Source organism: Burkholderia sp. A2, assembly GCF_001729305.1.
Taxonomy (GTDB): domain Bacteria; phylum Pseudomonadota; class Gammaproteobacteria; order Burkholderiales; family Burkholderiaceae; genus Burkholderia; species Burkholderia sola.
Genome location: NZ_LZXX01000108.1, coordinates 114,076 through 134,845, shown reverse-complemented (window position 1 = coordinate 134,845; position 20,770 = coordinate 114,076). Strand labels below are relative to the sequence as shown.

The following is a 20,770-nucleotide window of genomic DNA, read 5'->3' as shown; positions in this document are numbered from 1 at the left end:
GAAGTGCCGCCACCCGAAGTGCCGCCACCCGAAGTGCCGCCACCCGAGGTACCGCCACCCGAAGTACCACCACCTGAACCACCGTTGCCGGACGCATTGCCCCCGCGGCCCGTGCCGTTCGTACTGCCGGAGGTTCCGCCCGTCGTTCCGCCGACACCGGCGGGTCCGACGGCGCCGTTCCCGTTGTTGCCGCCGCTACCGTTCCCGTTCCCGGTGCCGCCGCCGTTCCCGCTGCCGCCCGCACCCGCGCCGCCATTGCCGATGCCCCGGCCGGCATAAACGTGTACCGCGCACGCAGCCGGATTGGCGGCGCACGGCGATGCGTTCTCGACCAGCGTCATGATGGTGTCCGCGCTGGCGTTCGCGTCGGGCGCGGCGTCAGGCGTCGTGTTCTGTGCGACGGCATACGAGCAGCAGCACGCGAACGCGGCCACGGCCAGCAAGGTTGCACGCGGGCGCCGTCCCGCCGCGCGGAACGGTTGTTTCGTTTTATGCATCATGGCCTCCCCATGCGCGCGATGCCTCGTAGCCGCGCGACGATTTACGTGTGGTGCAGGGGGGCGTAAAAGATTCGTAGTCCTATCGTCGGCCGATCGCCTTCGGGCCGACGCTGGATGTCAGCCGCGAACGCGAATCGGCACGCGGGCCCGCCGTGCGAATCTCACTCTGCGAGATTCGTGCCATCGGCCGCGGGGGCCCGTCGCAAAAGGCGGGCGCAGTCGCGTGACCGCGCGTGCAACGTCGTAGGGGAGCGTTTTGTTTCCGGAATGAAACGTCGGAGGAGTCGTTCAGCGCGCCGGCGCGTCGGCCGCGCGTTGCCAGCGGTGGAACAGGATCGACGCGATCCAGCAGACGAGGAACAGCGCGACGATGCCGTAGCCGATCGAGCCGAAGCGTTCGCCGAGCGCATCGAGCGTGTCGCGCACGGGGCCCGTCAGCGACAGTTTGTCGGCCAGCAGGCCGGCCGCCTCGATCCCGCCGATCGCCAGCGCGACGGCCGCCGACACGAACGTGATGCTCGCGTTGTAGAGCAGCTTGCGCTGCGGATCGTCCATCGCCCAGCCGTACGCCTGAATCATCAGCACGTTGTCGGTCGAGTCGATCAGCGTCATGCCCGCGGTGAAAAGCGCGGGAAACAGCATGACCGTATAGACCGGCAGCCCCTGGCTCGCCTGTGCGGCGGCGATCGCGAGCAGGCCGATTTCGGTTGCAGTATCGAAACCGAGCCCGAACAGCACGCCGACCGGATACATGTGCCAGCTTCTCGACACGAACCGGAACAGCGGCCGCAGCAACCGCGATACGAGTCCGGCGGGACGATGCTCGTGCGCGCCGTCGTGCGTGTGCCCGGACGCGCCGCGATAGCGTCGCCACACGTCGCGCAGGATCGTCAGGTTCACGCACGCGAGCACCAGCAGGAAGGTAGCCGATACCGCCGTGCCGATCGTGCCGCCGATCTCGCGGAATGCATCGAACCGGTCGCGCAGCGCGAACGCGGTCAGCGCGATGCCGAGCGTCGCCGCGATCACGATCGTCGAATGACCGAGCGAAAAGAACAGGCCGACGCTCACGGGGCGCTGGCCGTCCTGCATCAGCTTGCGCGTCGCGACGTCGATCGCGGCGATGTGATCCGCGTCAACCGCATGACGCAGCCCGAGCCCGTATGCGATGGCCGCGGTGCCGAGCAGCAGCGGATGGTCGCGCAGCACCGCGAGCGCCCACAGCCAGACGGCGACGTTCGCGGCGATCAGGCCGGCATAGAGGGTCAGCAGGCGGCGCAGGGCAGGGGTGGGCGGCATCGGGCAGGTTCCATCTGACGAATCGCCATCCATTGTGGCACGCGAAAAAAAGCGTGGCGCGCCGATCAACCCGCCGCGAACGCGATGCGCGCCGGACGAAAAAAAGCCCGTCCGGAACGAACCGGACGGGCCTTGTGCGCATGCGCCGGAGCGCGAGCGAGCGGCGCTTACTTCACTTTCGCGTTGATCACGGCTTCCGACACGTTCGCCGGCGTTTCCGCGTAATGCTTGAACTCCATCGTGTACGTCGCGCGCCCCTGCGTGGCCGAACGCAGCGACGTCGAATAGCCGAACATCTCCGCGAGCGGCACCTCGGCACGCACCAGCTTGCCGCCGCCGCCCGCGATGTCCTCCATCCCCTGCACGATGCCGCGCCGGCTCGACAGATCGCCCATCACGTTGCCCATGAAGTCCTCGGGCGTCTCGACCTCGACGGCCATCATCGGCTCGAGCAGCACCGGCTTCGCCTTGCGCATCGCTTCCTTGAACGCCATCGAGCCGGCCATCCGGAACGCGTTTTCGTTCGAGTCGACGTCGTGGTACGAACCGAACGTCAGATGCACCTTCACGTCGACGACCGGGTAGCCCGCGAGCACGCCGCTCTTCAGCGTCTCGGTGATGCCCTTGTCGACGGCCGGGATGAACTCGCGCGGAATCACGCCGCCCTTGATCTCGTCGAGGAACTCGTAGCCCTTGCCGGGGTTCGGCTCCAGCGTGATCACGGCATGGCCGTACTGGCCGCGCCCGCCCGACTGCTTGACGAACTTGCCTTCGACGTCCGCGGCCGTCGTACGCACCGTTTCGCGATACGCGACCTGCGGCTTGCCGACCGTCGCCTCGACGCCGAACTCGCGCTTCATCCGGTCGACGAGGATTTCGAGGTGGAGCTCGCCCATCCCCGAGATGATCGTCTGGCCCGACTCTTCGTCGGTCTGCACGCGGAACGACGGATCCTCCTGCGCGAGACGGTTCAGCGCGAGGCCCATCTTTTCCTGGTCGGCCTTTGTCTTCGGCTCGACCGCCTGCGAGATCACCGGCTCCGGGAATTCCATCTTCTCGAGGATGATCGGTTTCGCCGGATCGCACAGCGTGTCGCCCGTCGTCGCTTCCTTCAGGCCGACCGCCGCCGCGATGTCGCCCGCGCGCACTTCCTTGATTTCCTTGCGCTCGTTCGCGTGCATCTGCAGGATCCGGCCGAGCCGCTCCTTCTTGTCCTTCGTCGCGTTGAGCACCGTGTCGCCCGACTCGACCACGCCCGAATACACGCGGAAGAAGATCAGCTGGCCGACGAACGGGTCGGTCATGATCTTGAACGCGAGCGACGAGAACGGCTCGTCGTCGCTCGGATGACGTTCCGCCGGCTTTTCCGGATCGGCGAAGTCGTGGCCGAGAATCGCCGGCACGTCGACCGGCGACGGCAGGTAGTCGATCACCGCGTCGAGCATCGCCTGCACGCCCTTGTTCTTGAACGCGCTGCCGCACAGCATCGGCACGATCTCGTTCGCGATCGTGCGCTGGCGCAGCGCGGCCTTGATCTCGTCCTCGGTCAGCGATTCATGGTCGTGCAGATACTTCTCGAGCAGTTCCTCGCTCGCTTCGGCGGCGGCCTCGACCATCTTCTCGCGCCATTCGTGCGCGAGCTCGACGAGGTTCGCGGGGATGTCCTCGTACGTGAACTTCACGCCCTGGCTCTCGTCGTCCCACACGATCGCCTTCATCTTCACCAGATCGACGACGCCCTGGAAATGATCTTCCGCACCGATCGGAATCTGGATCGGCACGGCGACGCCTTTCAGGCGCTCGCCGATCTGCTTCTGCACGCGGAAGAAGTCGGCGCCGATCCGGTCCATCTTGTTGACGAACGCGATGCGCGGCACCTTGTACTTGTTCGCCTGGCGCCACACAGTCTCGGATTGCGGCTGCACGCCGCCGACCGAGTCGTAGACCATGCACGCGCCGTCGAGCACGCGCATCGAGCGCTCGACTTCGATCGTGAAGTCGACGTGCCCGGGCGTGTCGATGATGTTGATCCGGTGTTCCGGATAGTTGCCGGCCATGCCCTTCCAGAAGGCCGTGGTCGCCGCCGACGTGATCGTGATGCCGCGTTCCTGCTCCTGCTCCATCCAGTCCATCGTGGCCGCGCCGTCGTGCACTTCACCGATCTTGTGGCTCACGCCGGTGTAAAACAGGATGCGCTCGGTCGTCGTGGTCTTGCCGGCATCGATGTGAGCGCTGATCCCGATATTTCTATAGCGCTCGATGGGGGTTTTGCGGGGCACGTGAACCTCCTGGTGGTTCGGATCGTAAGCGGGCCGGCTAATGGGTGCCGGCCCGGGCTGGAACTAGCGAGATTTAAAGGATAGCGCTTGTCCGTGGCTTTTGCAGATGCGGGCAGCGTGTGCCGAATCAAGGTGGGTGTCGCCGGCGGGCGAAAAAAAAGCCGGCGCCCGATAAGAAACAACGGGCGGCCGGCTTTTCGGTCGGTTCGCGGTGCGCGGTGCAAGGCCGCCGCGCGGGCCGCTGCGGTTACTGGGCGCGCGGCAGGCCGTCGAGCTTCATGCCGGGCTTGATGCCTTTCGCGGCGAACCAGCCCTTGCTCATCTCGAGCGCATAGACGCCGTTGTTGCGCGGGCAGTGGTTGTCGGTCGTCTCCGCGCGCATCTCGTCGATGTCGGTGATCGTGCCGTCCGCGCGGATGAACGCGATCGACAGCGGAATCAGCGTGTTCTTCATCCAGAAGCAGTGCACGGCGTTCTCGTTGAAGACGAACAGCATGCCTTCGTTCGGCGCGAGCTGCGAACGGTACATCAGCCCCTGTTCGCGGTCGGCGTCGTTCGCGGCGACGGCCGCGTCGATCACGTACATGCCGGCGCGCAGCTTCACGCGCGGGAACTCGCTCGGCTGCTTGGCGCCGGGCGGCACTTGCGCGCCGGCGGCCTGCATGCCGAGCGCGAGGACGGCGAGGGCGGCGGGAAACACGGCGGCGCGCACAAGGCGGCCGAGCGACGAGCGCAGGGAGAATGGCACAGCATGGCTCCTGTCTGGAAAACGAGACCCGCATGGTACGCGATGCGCGCCGGCGGGCACAAAAAGAAAAAGGCAGATCGCCTTGCGGTGATCTGCCTTTCAACGCCGTAAGAACGGCAGGACTGCGTGTTCTTGACTGCGTTATTACAGCTTGCTTACTTAGTTCGAAGCAGCTGCCGGTGCTGCTGCGTCGCTTGCTGCAGCCTTCTTCGATGCCTTGTGGTGCTTCTTGGCAGCGTGGTGCTTCTTGGCAGCGTGCTTAGCCGGTGCCGAAGCAGCTTCTGCTGCTGCCGGAGCAGCTTCCGGAGCCGAAGCTTGTGCGAAAGCAGCCGTTGCGAAGAGGCCAGCGACCAGAGCGGCGATCAGTTTGTTCATGTTGTGTTCCTCAGCTTTAGTTAATTAACCAAATGACCCGGCAATAGGAGTCATGTCGTCTAACGGTGCCATCCACCTTTCGGTTGACAGACGCTTCGAGAAATTTCTCTTTGCGCTGCGGGCGCCGAATCGTATTCGAATAAAACGTCGCTTTCGTGACGCAAACACGGGTTCGGCTGCCAATGCCGGATAGCTAAGGTTGGCATCTGCGTGGTTTAACGCGCGATCTCCGCGGGCGGTTGACGAAAAAGATGACGAAAAATTCGCGCGTCCCGGATTCGTCATCCTGCCGACGCGAAACCGTCCCACGGCGCGCGCGGCGGCAGTGCAATTGTTTCGCCCGGTGCAATGCCGAGCGCGAATATATCGAGTGCGCCGATGCCGACGCGCACCAGACGCAACGTCGGGAAGCCGACGGCCGCCGTCATCCGGCGTACCTGCCGGTTCTTGCCCTCGGTGATCGCCAGCTCGATCCACGTGGTCGGGATCGCGGCGCGGTAGCGGATCGGCGGATTGCGCGGCCACAGCGTGTCGGGCGGTTCGATGAATTCGGCGCGGCACGGGCGCGTCACGTAGTCGCCGAGGTCGACGCCGCGTGCGAGCGCTTTCAGGTCGGCCGGCCCCGGCGCGCCGTCGACCTGCGCCCAGTAGCGCTTCACCAGCTTGTGGCGCGGCTCCGCGATGCGGGCCTGGAGCGCGCCGTCGTCGGTGAGCAGCAGCAGCCCCTCGCTGTCCGCGTCGAGCCGGCCGGCCGCGTACACGCCGGGCGTTTTTACCCAGTCGCCGAGCGACGGCCGCGTCTCGTGCGCGGAAAACTGGCAAATCGTGCCGAACGGCTTGTTGAGGGCTATCAGGTTCATGGCAGGGCGCCCCGCGGGGAGCGGGGGCGGGCGGTGTATGGCAAATGGCGGAATCTTAATGCATAATACGGAACGGCAAGTCCTCTGTCTTATATAAGACATAAGTGAGGTCTTGATGCGCAGTGCCGCGGTTCGCGCCGAAGTGCCCGGTTGGGGCGCTAGAATAGCGGCTCGCTGTTGTCGTCACGGGGTGGCCATGCCGCGCCCCGCCGCGCGCGCAGCTTCGACCAGCATCACCTGCTCAGCCACGTCACTGGAGTCGATCATGCCGTATCAGCACATCAAGGTTCCGGAGGGCGGTGACAAGATCACCGTCAACAAGGACTTCTCGCTCAACGTTTCCGATCAGCCGATCATTCCCTATATCGAAGGCGACGGTACGGGCTTCGATATCACGCCGGTCATGATCAAGGTCGTCGACGCGGCGGTCGCGCATGCGTACAAGGGCCAGCGCAAGATCCACTGGATGGAGATCTTCGCGGGCGAGAAGGCGACCAAGGTGTACGGTCCGGACGTGTGGCTGCCGGACGAAACGCTGCAGGTGCTGAAGGAATACGTGGTGTCGATCAAGGGGCCGCTCACGACCCCGGTCGGCGGCGGCATCCGTTCGCTGAACGTCGCGCTGCGCCAGGAGCTCGACCTGTACGTGTGCCTGCGCCCGGTCCAGTACTTCAAGGGCGTGCCGTCGCCGGTGCGCGAGCCGCAGAAGATCGACATGGTGATCTTCCGCGAGAACTCGGAAGACATCTACGCGGGCATCGAGTGGGCCGCGGGCTCCGAGCAGGCGAAGAAGGTGATCAAGTTCCTGCAGGACGAGATGGGCGTGAAGAAGATCCGCTTCCCGGAAACTTCCGGGATCGGCGTCAAGCCCGTGTCGACCGAAGGCACCGAGCGCCTCGTGCGCAAGGCGATCCAGTACGCGATCGACAACGATCGCAAGTCGGTCACGCTGGTGCACAAGGGCAACATCATGAAGTTCACGGAAGGCCTGTTCCGTGACGCCGGCTACGCGCTGGCGCAGAAGGAGTTCGGCGGCGAGCTGATCGACGGCGGCCCGTGGATGCGCGTGAAGAACCCGAAGACGGGCAACGAGATCGTGATCAAGGATTCGATCGCCGACGCGTTCCTGCAGCAGATCCTGCTGCGCCCGGCCGAGTACGACGTGATCGCCACGCTGAACCTGAACGGAGACTACATCTCCGACGCGCTGGCCGCGCAGGTCGGCGGCATCGGTATCGCGCCGGGCGCGAACCTGTCGGATTCGGTCGCGATGTTCGAGGCGACGCACGGCACGGCGCCGAAGTACGCAGGCAAGGATTACGTGAACCCGGGTTCCGAGATCCTGTCGGCGGAAATGATGCTGCGCCACCTCGGCTGGACGGAAGCAGCCGACACGATCATCGCCGCGATGGAGAAGTCGATCCTGCAGAAGCGCGTCACGTACGACTTCGCGCGCCTGATGGAAGGCGCGACGCAGGTGTCGTGCTCCGGCTTCGGCGAAGTGCTGATCGAGAACATGTAAGACCCCTTCCGGGGTGGGCCGGCAGGTTGCCGGCCGCCCCGGCGCTGATTGCCGGCGCCGGAGCGTTTCGTGGATGGCAGGTTTGTTGGCAGGGTGGCCCGGCATGCGGGCCGCGGCGCCGCGAAGCGGCCCGCAAGCCCTGCAAGGTAGAACATGACGGCCCTCGCAACACCGCCGCCCGGCTGAGCCGGCGTGCCCCTTTCGCGATCGACCCGGTCGCTCCCCGCCGGTTACCGCCGGCGCTCCTCAGTCCCATCATCACGTAGCAATGCTTTGACCACCATGTCCACTTCGCCCAAGATCATCTACACCCTCACCGACGAAGCGCCGGCGCTCGCGACCTATTCGCTGCTGCCGATCGTCAAGGCCTTCACGCGTTCGTCCGGCGTCGCCGTCGAAACGCGCGACATCTCGCTCGCCGGCCGCATCATCGCGGCATTCGCAGACGTCCTGCCGTCGGAGCAGAAGGGTTCCGACGATCTGGCCGAACTGGGCCAGCTCACGCTGAAGCCGGAAGCGAACATCATCAAGCTGCCGAACATCAGCGCATCGGTGCCGCAGCTGAAGGCCGCGATCGCCGAACTGCAGGCGCAGGGCTACGCGCTGCCGGCCTATCCGGAAGATCCGTCGACGGACGAAGAGAAGGCCGTCAAGGCGCGCTACGACAAGATCAAGGGCAGCGCGGTGAACCCGGTGCTGCGCGAAGGCAACTCCGACCGCCGCGCGCCGCTGTCGGTCAAGAACTACGCACGCAAGCATCCGCACAAGATGGGCGCGTGGAAGGCCACGTCGAAGGCCCACGTCGCGCACATGACCGAAGGCGACTTCTACGGCAGCGAGAAGTCGGCGCTGATCGCCGAGGCCGGCAGCGTGAAGATCGAACTGACGACGACCGACGGCGCGAAGAAGGTGCTGAAGGAAAAGACGGCCGTGAAGGCCGGTGAAGTGATCGACGCATCGGTGATGAGCCGCACCGCGCTGCGCAGCTTCATCGAAGCGCAGATCGCCGACGCGAAGGCGCAGGACGTGCTGTTCTCGGTGCACCTGAAGGCGACCATGATGAAGGTCTCGGACCCGATCCTGTTCGGTCACTTCGTGTCGGTGTTCTACCGCGACGCGCTCGCGAAGCACGCGGACGTGCTGGCGAAGGTCGGCTTCAACCCGAACAACGGGATCGGCGACCTGTACGCGCGCCTGAAGGACCTGCCGGCCGACACGCGCGAAGCGATCGAAGCCGACGTCAAGGCCGAGTACGCGGTGCGCCCGCGTCTCGCGATGGTCAACTCGGACAAGGGCATCACGAACCTGCACGTGCCGAGCGACGTGATCGTCGACGCATCCATGCCGGCGATGATCCGCGATTCGGGCGGCATGTGGGGCCCGGACGGTCAACTGTACGACGCGAAGGCCGTGATTCCGGACCGCTGCTACGCGGGCGTGTACCAGGCCGTGATCGAGGACTGCAAGCAGCACGGCGCGTTCGATCCGGTCACGATGGGCAGCGTGCCGAACGTTGGCCTGATGGCGCAGGCGGCCGAGGAATACGGTTCGCATGACAAGACGTTCCAGATCCCGGCGAACGGCGTCGTGCGCGTCACCGACGACGCCGGCAACGTGCTGCTCGAGCACGCGGTCGAGGCGGGCGACATCTGGCGCATGTGCCAGACGAAGGATGCGCCGGTGCAGGACTGGGTCAAGCTCGCGGTCAACCGCGCCCGCGCGACCGGTGCTCCGGCCGTGTTCTGGCTCGATCCGGCGCGCGCGCACGATGCGCAGATCATCGCGAAGGTCGAACGCTACCTGAAGGATCACGACACGAACGGCCTCGACATCCGCATCATGACGCCGGAAGACGCGACCCGCTTCTCGCTCGAGCGCATCCGCGCGGGCAAGGACACGATCTCGGTCACCGGCAACGTGCTGCGCGACTACCTGACCGACTTGTTCCCGATCATGGAACTCGGCACCAGCGCGAAGATGCTGTCGATCGTGCCGCTGATGGCCGGCGGCGGGATGTTCGAAACGGGTGCGGGCGGCTCCGCGCCGAAGCACGTGCAGCAGTTCGTCGAGGAAGGTTTCCTGCGCTGGGATTCGCTCGGCGAATTCCTCGCGCTGGCCGCGTCGCTCGAACATCTCGGCAACGCGTACCAGAACCCGAAGGCGCTCGTGCTCGCGAAGACGCTCGACCAGGCGACCGGCAAGTTCCTGGACGAGAACAAGTCGCCGGCGCGCAAGGTCGGCGGCCTCGACAACCGCGGCAGCCATTTCTACCTGTGCCTGTACTGGGCACAGGCGCTGGCCGAGCAGACCGAGGACGCCGCGCTGAAGGCGCAGTTCGAAGGCGTCGCGAAGGCGCTGTCCGACAACGAAGCGCGCATCCTGGAGGAACTGGCGGCTGCGCAAGGCAAGCCGCAGGCGATCGGCGGCTATTACCGTCCGAACGTCGACCTGACGAGCCAGGCAATGCGCCCGAGCGCGACGCTGAACGGCATCGTCGACGCGGTTGCCTGACGCCGGCCGCGCCATCGCGCGAGCCGATGCATGTGTCGATGCGGCGCGGTTACCCGTTCGCCGCCCGACACGCAACGAAAAACGCCCCGGTCTCCCGGGGCGTTTTTCGTTGCGGGCGTGCCATTCAGACGTGAACGATTTCCCATTCGGTGATTTCGTCCGGCACTTCGAGCGTGGCCGTGTCCAGTTCGGACACTTGCGCGCAGTCGCCGCGGGAGATGCGGTCGGCCGCGATTTCCGGGCACGAGAACGCGCCGAGCGAGGCGTTGCCGAACGTCGCTTCCCAGCCGCCGTTTGCCGGCAGGATGTAGAACGACCCGAGCGCTGAACCAAAGCGAAATCCCTTCATTTCCGTTCTCCCTTTCTGATGACGAGCGATTCTGTTGTGGCGCCTGCCGGCTCGGCCGGCTGTCGCCCGACGGACGGCTTGCGCCGGATTCCGTATCGAACGTCGTGGCGAAGCGTCAGTGCATGGAACAAAGTCTACGTCCGCGACGCGGTTGTATGGTGCATGTAGAACTGCTTCTCGAAACAAAAAATCATTACTAAAAACAATGGCTTATATTTGTCATTTTGTATTGCGGAAAGGTTTTCGGCATCGCGAAACGGCGAATTTGTGCCCTGCACCACGAATTTTTATAACGCAGGGACTTGTTCCGCATCGTGAAAAATTGACGGGTTTACGGATCGTCGAGGCATCAGGCGGGAATCCCGGGGGGCGGGCGCGAAAGCGCAAAGGGACGGCAGTTGCGCAGCGATGGCTGCCGAAGCGCCGCTCTGCGATGTCAGGCGCGGCGCCGCGGCCGGTGCGATCGCGATGCTCGCCGCGGCGTATCGCCGCCCGCCCGGTGACGTCGTTTTTCGATCCGGCCCTGCGGTTATGATGACGCGACCGCCGCGTCTGTCGCGCGCGCTGCATGAATAACGAGGATCGATTGATGAGACGGAGAACCTTCCTGTCGCGCGCCATCGGCGTCGCGACCGCGTCGCTGTTCGCGCGCACCGCGTGGGCGCAGCACGCCGGTCATGCGGGCATGGCCGGCATGGATTCGATGGACGACATGCCGGGCATGTCGGGTATGTCAGGGATGCCGGCGCACGCGCAGCACCGCGCGCCGGCGCCGGTCGCGCTCGCGGCTCCCGACGCGCTGCCGGCCGGCGCGCCGCTCGCGACGTTGCGCACGCTGGCCAACGAAAGTCGCGAGCCCGGCATGTTCCGGGCGACGCTGGTCGCTCAACCGGTGGCGCGACCGCTGCTGCGCGGCGCGCGGCCGACGACGTTCTGGCAGTTCGGCGCGGGCACGCAAGGGCCTGTCGTCGGCCCGCTGATCAACGTGCGCGAGGGCGATACGGTCGAGATCCGGTTCGTGAACAAGCTGCCGCAGCCGTCGACGATCCACTGGCACGGCCTGCCCGTGCCGCCCGACCAGGACGGCAACCCGTCGGATCCTGTCGCGCCCGGCGCGTCGCGTGTGTATCGCTTCACGCTGCCGAAGGGCAGCGCCGGCACTTACTGGTACCACCCGCATCCGCACATGATGACGGCCGAGCAGGTATTCCGCGGGCTGGCCGGCCCGTTCGTCGTGCGTGCCGCGGACGATCCGCTGACCGGCTGGCCCGAGCGGCATCTGTTCGTGTCGGACCTGAAGCTTGCACGCGACGGCACGATTGCGCCGAACGACATGATGGACTGGATGAACGGCCGCGAAGGCCAATTCGTGCTGATCAACGGCGCGCGCCGGCCGCGCATCGATATCACGGGCGACGAGCGCTGGCGTGTGTGGAACGCGTGCAGTGCACGCTACCTGCGCATCGCGTTCGACGACGGCCGCGTGTTCGAACACGCAGGCACCGACGGCGGTTTGTTCGACGCGCCGCGGCGCGCTACGTCGCTGCTGATTGCGCCGGGAGAGCGCGCGGAGTTGCTGGTACGCGCCGGCGACCGTGCGTCGCGCGCGGTGCTGCAGGCGGCCGAGTACGACCGCCGCAAGATGGCGATGTCGCACGACGACGGCCACGGGAGCCTGCCGCCCGATCCGGCGCTGGCGCTGGCTGACGTCGCGTTCGCCCCCGCCGGGGCCCGCGCGCTGCCTGCCACGCTGCGCGCGGTGCCGCCGCTGGGCGAACCGGTCGCGCACAAGACGGTCGCGTTCGGCGAGGAAATGGACATGGACGCGATGATGAAGGGTGGCGCGCACGGCCGCCCGGCGGGCATGCGCTTCACGATCAACGGCGACACCTACGCGCCGCATCGCGCGACGCTGACGAGCCGCCGCGGCGACGTCGAACGCTGGGAGATTCGCAATGGGACGGACATGGATCACCCGTTCCATCTGCACGGCACGCAGTTCCAGGTGATCGAGCGGACGTCGGGTGGTTCACGCACCAGCGAACCGTTCCGTGCATGGCGCGATACGGTGAACGTGCGCAGCGGCGAAACCGTGTCGATCCTCGTCACGCAAGACATGCCGGGCGAGCGCATGTTTCACTGTCACATTCTCGAGCATGAGGATCTCGGGATGATGGGGACGCTGAAGGTCGTCTGAACCGTGGCGGCGCACGATAGGTCATGTGTCGCCGACGGTCGAAATCGAACGCAGCAGACAAGCCGCGCATCGTATTCGGTGCGCGGCTTTTTTCGTATTCCGGCTTGACCGTGCGTTTTATGTCGGCCACGCATACGACCGGCGCGCGATTTAAAGGGTCTCTTAGCCGCCGGAACGCAAAATAGAACTTGTCCTATTTTCTGGGGCGTCCGTGCTTCCTATACTGCTCCGCGATCACCTCGGAAGGTGACACGCTCGGATTGCCGGGCGCGGTGGAAGGGCGACATCTCTGGAATACCGGATGCATCGTCGACCCCCGATGTTTCGGCAAAACGCACAAGTGCGGCGCTAACAATATTGAGATTTGGTGGGTAGAGTCCCACGCCGGAATGTTTGATGTGGATTTGGTTAGGAATATTATGAAAATAATTAGTAATCCGAATGGAATGCGGGAAATGAAAGGCAGGCGCTCTGTTTCGGATACCGCACGCATGCTCGCCATGCGTGCGATCGCGTCCGGTGTGACTGGCGTGCTCGGATTGATGCTCGTGGACGCCAACGCTCAAACGATTAGCGAACGGGTGGACTCGCTGGAAAGTAGCGTGTCGACGATCAACGGCGAGCTGTCGGGCCTGCAGGGCGATGTCTCCGATCTGAAGAATCGCCTCGAAGGTTCGCTGCCGTCTCCGGGCACCGGCAAGGACAGTGTCGCGGTTGGCAAGAATTCGAATGCATCCGGGGCGGGGAGTACGGCAACTGGCGTGAACGCCTCGGCGACGGGCGAATCGAGCACGGCCGCAGGTGCCGATTCGGAGGCGTCAGGCACGAACAGCACGGCCAATGGTGCGCGGTCGAAGGCGACCGGCGAATCGAGCACGGCCGCAGGTGCCGATTCGGAGGCGTCAGGCACGAACAGCACGGCCAATGGTGCGCGGTCGAAGGCGACCGGCGAATCGAGCACGGCCACAGGTGCCGATTCGGAGGCGTCGGGCAAGGACAGCACGGCCAATGGTGCGCGGTCGAAGGCGACCGGCGAATCGAGCACGGCCACAGGTGCCGATTCGGAGGCGTCGGGCAAGGACAGCACGGCAAATGGCGCGCGGTCGAAGGCGACCGGCGAGTCGAGCACGGCCGCAGGTGCCGATTCGGAGGCGTCGGGCAAGGACAGCACGGCAAATGGCGCGCGGTCGAAGGCGACCGGCGAGTCGGGCACGGCCGCAGGTGCCGATTCGGAGGCGTCAGGCACGAACAGCACGGCCAATGGTGCGCGGTCGAAGGCGACTGGCGAATCGAGCACGGCCACAGGTGCCGATTCGGAGGCATCGGGCAAGGACAGCACGGCAACCGGCGCGCGCTCGAAGGCGACGGGTGAATCGAGCACGACGACGGGTGCCGACTCGGAGGCATCGGGCAAGGACAGCACGGCAACCGGTGTGCGGTCGAAGGCGACGGGTGAATCGAGCACGACGACGGGTGCCGACTCGGAGGCGTCGGGCAAGGACAGCACGGCAACCGGTGCGCGCTCGAAGGCGACCGGCGAATCGAGCACGGCCGCAGGTGTCGATTCGGAGGCGTCGGGCAAGGACAGCACGGCCAATGGCGCGCGGTCGAAGGCGACGGGCGAATCGAGCACGACGATGGGTGCCGACTCGGAGGCGTCGGGCAAGGACAGCACGGCAGCCGGTGCGCGGTCGAAGGCGACGGGTGAATCGAGCACGGCGGCAGGTGCCGACTCGGAGGCGTCGGGCGCGAACAGTACGGCAAACGGTGCACGATCGCAGGCAACCGGCGACTCGAGCACGGCGGCCGGCGTGGACGCACGAGCATCCGGCACGAACAGCACGGCGAACGGTGCGCGTGCGTCGGCGACCGGCCGCGACTCGACGGCAATGGGGGTGAACGCAAAGGCGCTCGGCGACGGCAGTTCGAGCTTCGGCGTCGGCGCGTCGTCGTCAGGCACGAACAGCACGGCGCTTGGCACGGACGCGGTCGCGGCCGGCCGGAATTCGGTTGCGCTCGGCCACGGCTCGATTGCCGATCGTGACGATACCGTGTCGGTCGGGGCGCCGGGCCAGGAGCGCAAGCTCGCGAACGTCGCCGACGCGGTTCTGCCTCACGATGCGGTCAACCTGAAACAGTTGAACGCAGTAGCCCGACGCGCGTACAGCGGTGTGGCGGCAGCGACTGCATTGTCGATGATTCCGGATGTCGATCTGGGCAAGACGATCGCAGTGGGTGTCGGCATGGGCAGCTATCTCGGCTACCAGGCCGTCGCGCTGGGCGCGTCGGTGCGGATCGGCGAAAACCTGAAGGTGCGCGCCGGAGCCGGCATGAGTTCGGCTTCGACGACGTGGGGTGCGGGCGCGTCGTACAGCTGGTAAGCCACGCGGGGCAGCCCTAGCCGTTTAACTGCTGCGGCAAGCCCGTTAGGTCGCCGCACGGCAGTCCACCGTGCGGTGACAACTGACGATCTGTATGCCAGACCCGACAATCGCGCTTCTTTCATCGCAATTGTGCGAATCCGGCAGCTAATAGACAAGAAAGTGCGGACTGCAATAACAAAACCCAATATGCAAAAAAAGAAACCCGGCGCAATGCGCCGGGTTTCTTCGTCAGATATCCGATGCCTTATACGGCCTGGATGTTCGACGCTTGCTTGCCCTTCGGCCCTTGGACGACGTCAAAGCTCACCTTCTGGCCTTCCTTCAGCGTCTTGAAGCCATTCATGGTGATAGCCGAGAAGTGCGCAAACAGATCCTCACCGCCCTCGTCGGGAGTGATGAAACCGAAGCCCTTCGCGTCGTTGAACCATTTAACGATACCAGTTGCCATTTCCTACTTCCCCTGTCACACAGTCGCTGCTACTTACCACGAGCACGCTCGAAAAGCTAAACGACCGGAAAATGCAGCCGTTCCCCCCTCACAAGCTCACCTCGGCCCTTTCGTTTCGCCAACCGGCGAATTGAAAAAAGTGCCAGCTTGATTGTTGGCGCTCTTTATTGGAGTGTCAAGTGGAATTTTTAGACGTTTAGAGGGTCGTTGTAAAGAACCCATTTTCAGGGTTTTTCCGGCTTTGCTTGCCTGCATGCGGCCAAGCGCAAGGGCTTGAAAAGCCGCATAATCGGCTCATATACCAGGCTCGAGTGACACGCGTTCGAGTCGTCCCGGCTTGTGGGATACTGGATGCGGACACGGGCGTTCCGGTGCGATTCCCCCCTGACGGTTCGTGTTCCGCGCCATGCGTGAAAGCCGGCACCGCAGCCGGCTTTCGTATGGCGCGAAGGCGATCGCGTGTTCCGGGATACCGGGGAGGGCGCCGACCGGTCGGTCGGGTAATGGCAGGATTGCGGGCCTGTCCGAGTTGTTTAGAATGGGTGTATGGCGATTATCCCGGACAAGCAGGACAGTACCGTCCTGGAACGCAAGCAGCAGAAGCTCAAGCCGCCTTCGATGTACAAGGTGGTGCTGCTGAACGACGACTTCACGCCGATGGAGTTCGTCGTGATGGTGGTCCAGGAGTATTTCAAGAAGGATCGCGAGACGGCCACGCAGATCATGCTGAAGGTCCATCGCGAAGGGCGAGGGGTATGTGGGGTCTATACGCGGGACATCGCGTCGACCAAGGTTGAGCAAGTCGTTACCCATGCGCGGCAGGCAGGGCATCCGCTGCAGTGCGTGATGGAGGAAGCATGATTGCCCAGGAATTGGAAGTCAGCCTGCACATGGCGTTCATGGAAGCACGCCAGGCGCGCCATGAGTTCATTACGGTCGAGCATCTGCTGCTGGCCCTGCTGGATAATCCGACGGCGGCCGAGGTGTTGCGCGCGTGCGCGGCAAACATCGAGGACCTGCGTCAGAACCTGCGCAATTTCATCCACGACAACACACCTACCGTCCCGGGTACCGACGATGTCGATACCCAGCCGACGCTGGGTTTCCAGCGCGTGATCCAGCGCGCGATCATGCACGTGCAGTCGACGTCGAACGGCAAGAAGGAAGTGACCGGCGCGAACGTGCTGGTCGCGATCTTCGGCGAGAAGGATTCGCACGCCGTGTACTACCTGCAGCAGCAGGGCGTCACGCGCCTCGACGTGGTGAACTTCATTTCGCACGGCATCGCGAAGACGAACAGCGGCGAAGCCGCGAAGTCGACCGACGCGAACGCGGAAAGCGAAGACGCGAATGCGCAGAAGGAAACGCCGCTCGCGCAGTTCACGCAGAACCTGAACCAGATGGCGAAGGACGGCCGCATCGATCCGCTGATCGGTCGCGAGCCCGAGGTCGAGCGCGTCGTGCAGGTGCTGTGCCGCCGCCGCAAGAACAATCCGCTGCTCGTCGGCGAAGCCGGCGTCGGCAAGACCGCGATCGCCGAAGGGCTCGCGTATCGGATCACGCGCGGCGAAGTGCCGGACATCCTCGCGAACGCGCAGGTGTATTCGCTCGACATGGGCGCGCTGCTGGCGGGCACCAAGTATCGCGGCGATTTCGAGCAGCGTCTGAAGACGGTGCTGAAGGAGCTCAAGGAGCGTCCGCACGCGATCCTGTTCATCGACGAAATCCATACGCTGATCGGTGCGGGCGCCGCGTCGGGCGGCACGCTCGATGCGTCAAACCTGCTGAAGCCGGCGCTGTCGTCGGGCACGCTCAAGTGCATCGGAGCGACGACGTTCACCGAATATCGCGGCATCTTCGAGAAGGACGCGGCGCTGTCGCGGCGCTTCCAGAAGGTCGACGTGACGGAGCCGAGCGTCGAGCAGACGGTCGCGATCCTGCGCGGGCTGAAGTCGCGTTTTGAGGAGCACCACGGCGTCAAGTATTCGTCGGGCGCGCTGTCGGCCGCGGCCGAACTTTCGGCGCGCTTCATCACCGATCGTCACCTGCCGGACAAGGCGATCGACGTGATCGACGAGGCGGGCGCCGCGCAGCGCATCCTGCCGAAGTCGAAGCAGAAGAAGACGATCGGCAAGGGCGAGATCGAGGAAATCATCTCGAAGATCGCGCGCGTGCCGGCGCAAAGCGTGTCGCAGGACGATCGCAGCAAGCTGCAGACGCTCGACCGCGACCTGAAGAGCGTCGTGTTCGGCCAGGATCCGGCGATCGACGCGCTCGCGGCGTCGATCAAGATGGCGCGCGCGGGCCTCGGCAAGATGGACAAGCCGATCGGCGCGTTCCTGTTCTCGGGCCCGACGGGCGTCGGCAAGACCGAAGTGGCGCGCCAGCTCGCGTTCACGCTCGGCATCGAGCTGATCCGCTTCGACATGTCGGAATACATGGAGCGTCACGCGGTGAGCCGGCTGATCGGCGCGCCGCCGGGCTACGTCGGGTTCGACCAGGGCGGCCTGCTGACCGAAGCCGTCACGAAGAAGCCGCATTGCGTGCTGCTGCTCGACGAAATCGAGAAGGCGCATCCGGACATCTTCAACGTGCTGCTGCAGGTGATGGACCACGGCACGCTGACGGACAACAACGGCCGCAAGGCGGATTTCCGCAACGTCATCATCATCATGACGACGAACGCGGGCGCCGAGTCGATGCAGAAGGCGACGATCGGCTTCACGACGCGCCGCGAAACCGGCGACGAGATGACCGACATCAAGCGCCTGTTCACGCCGGAGTTCCGCAACCGGCTGGATGCGATCATCAGCTTCCGCTCGCTCGATGAGGAAATCATCATGCGCGTGGTCGACAAGTTCCTGATCCAGCTCGAGGAACAGCTGCACGAGAAGAAGGTCGACGCGCTCTTCACCGACGCGTTGCGCAAGCATCTCGCGAAGCACGGCTTCGACCCGCTGATGGGCGCGCGGCCGATGCAGCGGCTGATTCAGGACACGATCCGTCGTGCGCTCGCCGACGAGTTGCTGTTCGGCAAGCTGCTCAACGGCGGCCACGTGACGGTCGACGTCGATGAAAGCGACAAGGTGCAGTTGTCGTTCGACAAGCTGGCGAATCCGCCGCACAAGCCGAACGAAGAGACGGTCGAAGTCGAGTAAGCGATAATTCGTTGTTCATGCGAACGGCGCGGGAAGTTCTCCGCGCCGTTTCGTTTTATCCGGCGCCGGCGGCGCGATGGCAGGGCAGGGGAGTAGTACGCAGTGACACGACAACAACGGTCGTTCGACGCTATCGTCGCGCGCGAACAAGGGTTGCGCCACGCGCTGACGTCGGGGCAGATGGCGATGATCGCGATTGGCGGCGCGATCGGCACGGGGCTGTTCCTCGGCAGCGGATTCGCGATCGGGCTCGCGGGGCCGAGCGTGCTGGTGTCCTACGCGATCGGCGCGCTGATTGCGCTGCTGCTGATGGGCGCGCTCGCGGAAATGACCGTCGCGCATCCGACGGCCGGCTCGTTCGGCGCCTATGCGGAGCACTACGTCGGCCCGCTCGCGGGTTTTCTCGTGCGTTATGCGTACTGGTTCGCCGTGGTATTCGCGATCGGTACGGAGATCAGCGCGATCGCCGTGTTCATGAAGTACTGGTTTCCGGCCGTGCCCGGCTGGTACTGGGTGATCGGTTTCTCCGCGCTGCTGATCGCGGTGAACCTCGCGAGCGTCACGCTGTACGGGACCGTTGAATACGCGTTCTCGCTGCTGAAGATCGCGGCGATCGTCGTGTTCGTCGTGCTCGGTGCGTTTCTCGTCTGGTCGGCGCCGGCCGCGTCAGGCATCGGTTTCGCGAACTACACCGCGCACGGCGGCTTCATCCCGAAGGGGCCGTGGGGCACCTGGGTCGCGGTGATCGTCGCGATCTTCAGCTACATGAGCATCGAGGCCGTCGCGATCGCGGCCGGCGAGGCGCGCGATCCGCAGCACGCGGTCACGCGCGCATTCCGCTCGACCGTGTTCCGGCTCGTGCTGTTTTACCTGCTGACGCTCGCGCTGATGCTCGCGATCGTGCCGTGGACGCAGGCCGGCACCGACGAAAGCCCGTTCGTGAAGGTGATGGCCGCGACGCACGTGCCGTATGCGGCAGGCGTGATCAACTTCGTGCTGCTGATCGCGGCGCTGTCGGCGATGAACAGCCAGCTCTACGTGACGACGCGGATGATGTTCAGCCTGTCACGCGCGCACCTCGCGCCCGCGGTGTTCGGCCGGCTCGGCGCGAACGGCGTGCCGCGCGCCGCGCTGTGGATCTCGACGAGCGGCGTCGCGGTGGCGGCCGTGCTGGTCGCGCTCGCGCCCGATACCGCGTTCACGGTGATGATGGCAATCGCGATGTTCGGCGCGCTGTTCACCTGGCTGATGATCTTCGTCACGCACCTGAGGTTTCGTTCTCGGTATCGCGGCCCTACTCTCGCATTCCGGATGTGGGGGCACCCGTTCGGCAGCCTGCTCGGCGCGGGGCTCGTCGCGGCGATCCTGCTGACGACTGCTTTCACGCGCGAATTCCGGATGACGATGGTGGTCGGCGTCGTGTTCGTCGTGCTGCTGACGCTCGCCTATGCGCTGCATTACCGGCACCAGCACGCGCGCTGATCGCGGCGTACCGAAATCACGCCCGCGTGCCGGATCGTGAAGACCTGCGCGGCGGGCCGTGCTGGTCGGGTCGTTCATGCAAGCATCGTACTGGCGCGGCGTCGCGAATCGGCGCCTGCGCGAGTCGCGCCACCGGGCGCCAAGTGACGGCGCGCAAAAAGCAAAAGGGGCCGAGGCCCCTTTTTTCGTACCGCGTGGCTCAGTGCCGGCCGGTGCTGCCGAACCCGCCTTCGCCGCGGTCGCTCTCGGCGAATTCGTCGACGATGTTGAACTGCGCCTGCACGACCGGCACGATCACGAGCTGCGCGAGGCGTTCGAACGGGTTCAGCACGAACTCCGTCTGGCCGCGGTTCCACGTCGAGACCATCAACTGGCCCTGGTAGTCGGAGTCGATCAGGCCGACGAGGTTGCCGAGCACGATTCCGTGCTTGTGGCCGAGGCCCGAGCGCGGCAGGATCAGCGCCGCATAACCGGGATCGGCGAGGTGAATCGCGAGGCCCGTCGGCACCAGCGTCGTTTCGCCGGGTTGCAGCGTGACCGGTGCGTCGAGGCATGCGCGCAGGTCGAGGCCGGCGCTGCCAGTGGTCGCGTAGGCGGGCAGGTAGTCGCGCATGCGCGCGTCGAGAATCTTCAGGTCGAGTTTCATGCGGTCGTCGAA

At 65.2% G+C, this 20,770-nt stretch carries 15 protein-coding genes and 2 pseudogenes; 8 read left to right on the top strand and 9 right to left on the bottom strand.

Annotated elements, in window-relative coordinates:
* The 6 genes and pseudogenes from A9Z05_RS35260 to A9Z05_RS24900 all read right to left on the bottom strand — a co-directional run.
* Positions 1–497 (bottom strand): annotated as a pseudogene (locus A9Z05_RS35260) (hypothetical protein); the annotation flags it as partial.
* A 291-nt stretch (positions 498–788) separates the two neighbouring features.
* Complete coding sequence (locus tag A9Z05_RS24915; RefSeq protein ID WP_069620443.1) at positions 789–1,799, bottom strand: HoxN/HupN/NixA family nickel/cobalt transporter; 1,011 nt, start codon at positions 1,797–1,799, stop codon at positions 789–791.
* Between the two features lie 167 nt (positions 1,800–1,966).
* Positions 1,967–4,078, bottom strand: coding sequence for an elongation factor G (fusA, locus tag A9Z05_RS24910; RefSeq protein ID WP_023477042.1), 2,112 nt, complete (start codon positions 4,076–4,078; stop codon positions 1,967–1,969).
* Between the two features lie 247 nt (positions 4,079–4,325).
* Complete coding sequence (locus tag A9Z05_RS24905; protein WP_069620442.1) at positions 4,326–4,826, bottom strand: DUF192 domain-containing protein; 501 nt, start codon at positions 4,824–4,826, stop codon at positions 4,326–4,328.
* 159 nt (positions 4,827–4,985) lie between these two features.
* Complete coding sequence (locus tag A9Z05_RS35255; protein WP_011352970.1) at positions 4,986–5,201, bottom strand: hypothetical protein; 216 nt, start codon at positions 5,199–5,201, stop codon at positions 4,986–4,988.
* Positions 5,202–5,482: 281 nt separating this feature from the next.
* A complete protein-coding gene (locus tag A9Z05_RS24900) occupies positions 5,483–6,061 on the bottom strand; it encodes a pseudouridine synthase (protein WP_027785218.1) in 579 nt (192 codons plus the stop codon).
* A 265-nt stretch (positions 6,062–6,326) separates the two neighbouring features.
* On the opposite strand from A9Z05_RS24900, the gene icd reads away from it, so the two are divergent.
* Both icd and A9Z05_RS24890 read left to right on the top strand, forming a co-directional pair.
* Positions 6,327–7,583, top strand: coding sequence for an NADP-dependent isocitrate dehydrogenase (gene icd / locus A9Z05_RS24895; RefSeq protein WP_039368210.1), 1,257 nt, complete (start codon positions 6,327–6,329; stop codon positions 7,581–7,583).
* Between the two features lie 282 nt (positions 7,584–7,865).
* The gene (locus tag A9Z05_RS24890) at positions 7,866–10,094 is read left to right on the top strand and encodes an NADP-dependent isocitrate dehydrogenase (RefSeq protein WP_069620441.1); all 2,229 of its coding nucleotides are present in this window, start codon (positions 7,866–7,868) and stop codon (positions 10,092–10,094) included.
* A 124-nt stretch (positions 10,095–10,218) separates the two neighbouring features.
* Here the strand turns inward: A9Z05_RS24890 and A9Z05_RS24885 are convergent, their stop codons facing one another.
* On the bottom strand, positions 10,219–10,443 hold the full coding sequence (locus A9Z05_RS24885; RefSeq protein WP_069620440.1) for a hypothetical protein: 225 nt from the start codon (positions 10,441–10,443) through the stop codon (positions 10,219–10,221).
* 589 nt (positions 10,444–11,032) lie between these two features.
* Here A9Z05_RS24885 and A9Z05_RS24880 point away from each other — a divergent pair.
* From A9Z05_RS24880 to A9Z05_RS37975, 3 genes and pseudogenes are all read left to right on the top strand, one after another.
* On the top strand, positions 11,033–12,640 hold the full coding sequence (locus tag A9Z05_RS24880) for a multicopper oxidase family protein (protein WP_069620439.1): 1,608 nt from the start codon (positions 11,033–11,035) through the stop codon (positions 12,638–12,640).
* A gap of 389 nt (positions 12,641–13,029) precedes the next feature.
* Positions 13,030–14,466, top strand: a pseudogene (locus A9Z05_RS37980) (hypothetical protein); the annotation flags it as partial.
* Positions 14,467–14,535: 69 nt separating this feature from the next.
* The gene (locus A9Z05_RS37975; RefSeq protein ID WP_256122084.1) at positions 14,536–15,021 is read left to right on the top strand and encodes a YadA-like family protein; all 486 of its coding nucleotides are present in this window, start codon (positions 14,536–14,538) and stop codon (positions 15,019–15,021) included.
* Between the two features lie 247 nt (positions 15,022–15,268).
* Here the strand turns inward: A9Z05_RS37975 and A9Z05_RS24870 are convergent, their stop codons facing one another.
* The gene (locus A9Z05_RS24870; protein WP_006488945.1) at positions 15,269–15,472 is read right to left on the bottom strand and encodes a cold-shock protein; all 204 of its coding nucleotides are present in this window, start codon (positions 15,470–15,472) and stop codon (positions 15,269–15,271) included.
* Positions 15,473–16,018: 546 nt separating this feature from the next.
* Here A9Z05_RS24870 and clpS point away from each other — a divergent pair.
* The 3 genes from clpS to A9Z05_RS24855 all read left to right on the top strand — a co-directional run bounded on the left by clpS (position 16,019) and on the right by A9Z05_RS24855 (position 20,112).
* On the top strand, positions 16,019–16,333 hold the full coding sequence (gene clpS, locus A9Z05_RS24865; RefSeq protein WP_006398529.1) for an ATP-dependent Clp protease adapter ClpS: 315 nt from the start codon (positions 16,019–16,021) through the stop codon (positions 16,331–16,333).
* A complete protein-coding gene (clpA, locus tag A9Z05_RS24860) occupies positions 16,330–18,630 on the top strand; it encodes an ATP-dependent Clp protease ATP-binding subunit ClpA (protein ID WP_069620437.1) in 2,301 nt (766 codons plus the stop codon). The genes clpS and clpA overlap by 4 nt, the downstream gene beginning before the upstream one ends.
* A gap of 102 nt (positions 18,631–18,732) precedes the next feature.
* The gene (locus tag A9Z05_RS24855) at positions 18,733–20,112 is read left to right on the top strand and encodes an amino acid permease (protein WP_069620436.1); all 1,380 of its coding nucleotides are present in this window, start codon (positions 18,733–18,735) and stop codon (positions 20,110–20,112) included.
* 199 nt (positions 20,113–20,311) lie between these two features.
* Here A9Z05_RS24855 and dut read toward each other — a convergent pair whose 3' ends face one another.
* On the bottom strand, positions 20,312–20,758 hold the full coding sequence (dut, locus tag A9Z05_RS24850; protein WP_060210760.1) for a dUTP diphosphatase: 447 nt from the start codon (positions 20,756–20,758) through the stop codon (positions 20,312–20,314).
* Between the last annotated feature and the right edge of the window lie 12 nt (positions 20,759–20,770).

Bases quoted from the DNA above. Each gene is read 5' to 3' on its own strand.
- A9Z05_RS24890 (WP_069620441.1), top strand. From the start codon at position 7,866: ATGTCCACTTCGCCCAAGATCATCTACACCCTCACCGACGAAGCGCCG.
- A9Z05_RS24900 (WP_027785218.1), bottom strand. From the start codon at position 6,061: ATGAACCTGATAGCCCTCAACAAGCCGTTCGGCACGATTTGCCAGTTT.
- A9Z05_RS24915 (WP_069620443.1), bottom strand. From the start codon at position 1,799: ATGCCGCCCACCCCTGCCCTGCGCCGCCTGCTGACCCTCTATGCCGGC.
- A9Z05_RS35255 (WP_011352970.1), bottom strand. From the start codon at position 5,201: ATGAACAAACTGATCGCCGCTCTGGTCGCTGGCCTCTTCGCAACGGCT.
- A9Z05_RS24880 (WP_069620439.1), top strand. From the start codon at position 11,033: ATGAGACGGAGAACCTTCCTGTCGCGCGCCATCGGCGTCGCGACCGCG.
- clpS (WP_006398529.1), top strand. From the start codon at position 16,019: ATGGCGATTATCCCGGACAAGCAGGACAGTACCGTCCTGGAACGCAAG.
- A9Z05_RS24870 (WP_006488945.1), bottom strand. From the start codon at position 15,472: ATGGCAACTGGTATCGTTAAATGGTTCAACGACGCGAAGGGCTTCGGT.
- A9Z05_RS24885 (WP_069620440.1), bottom strand. From the start codon at position 10,443: ATGAAGGGATTTCGCTTTGGTTCAGCGCTCGGGTCGTTCTACATCCTG.
- clpA (WP_069620437.1), top strand. From the start codon at position 16,330: ATGATTGCCCAGGAATTGGAAGTCAGCCTGCACATGGCGTTCATGGAA.
- icd (WP_039368210.1), top strand. From the start codon at position 6,327: ATGCCGTATCAGCACATCAAGGTTCCGGAGGGCGGTGACAAGATCACC.
- dut (WP_060210760.1), bottom strand. From the start codon at position 20,758: ATGAAACTCGACCTGAAGATTCTCGACGCGCGCATGCGCGACTACCTG.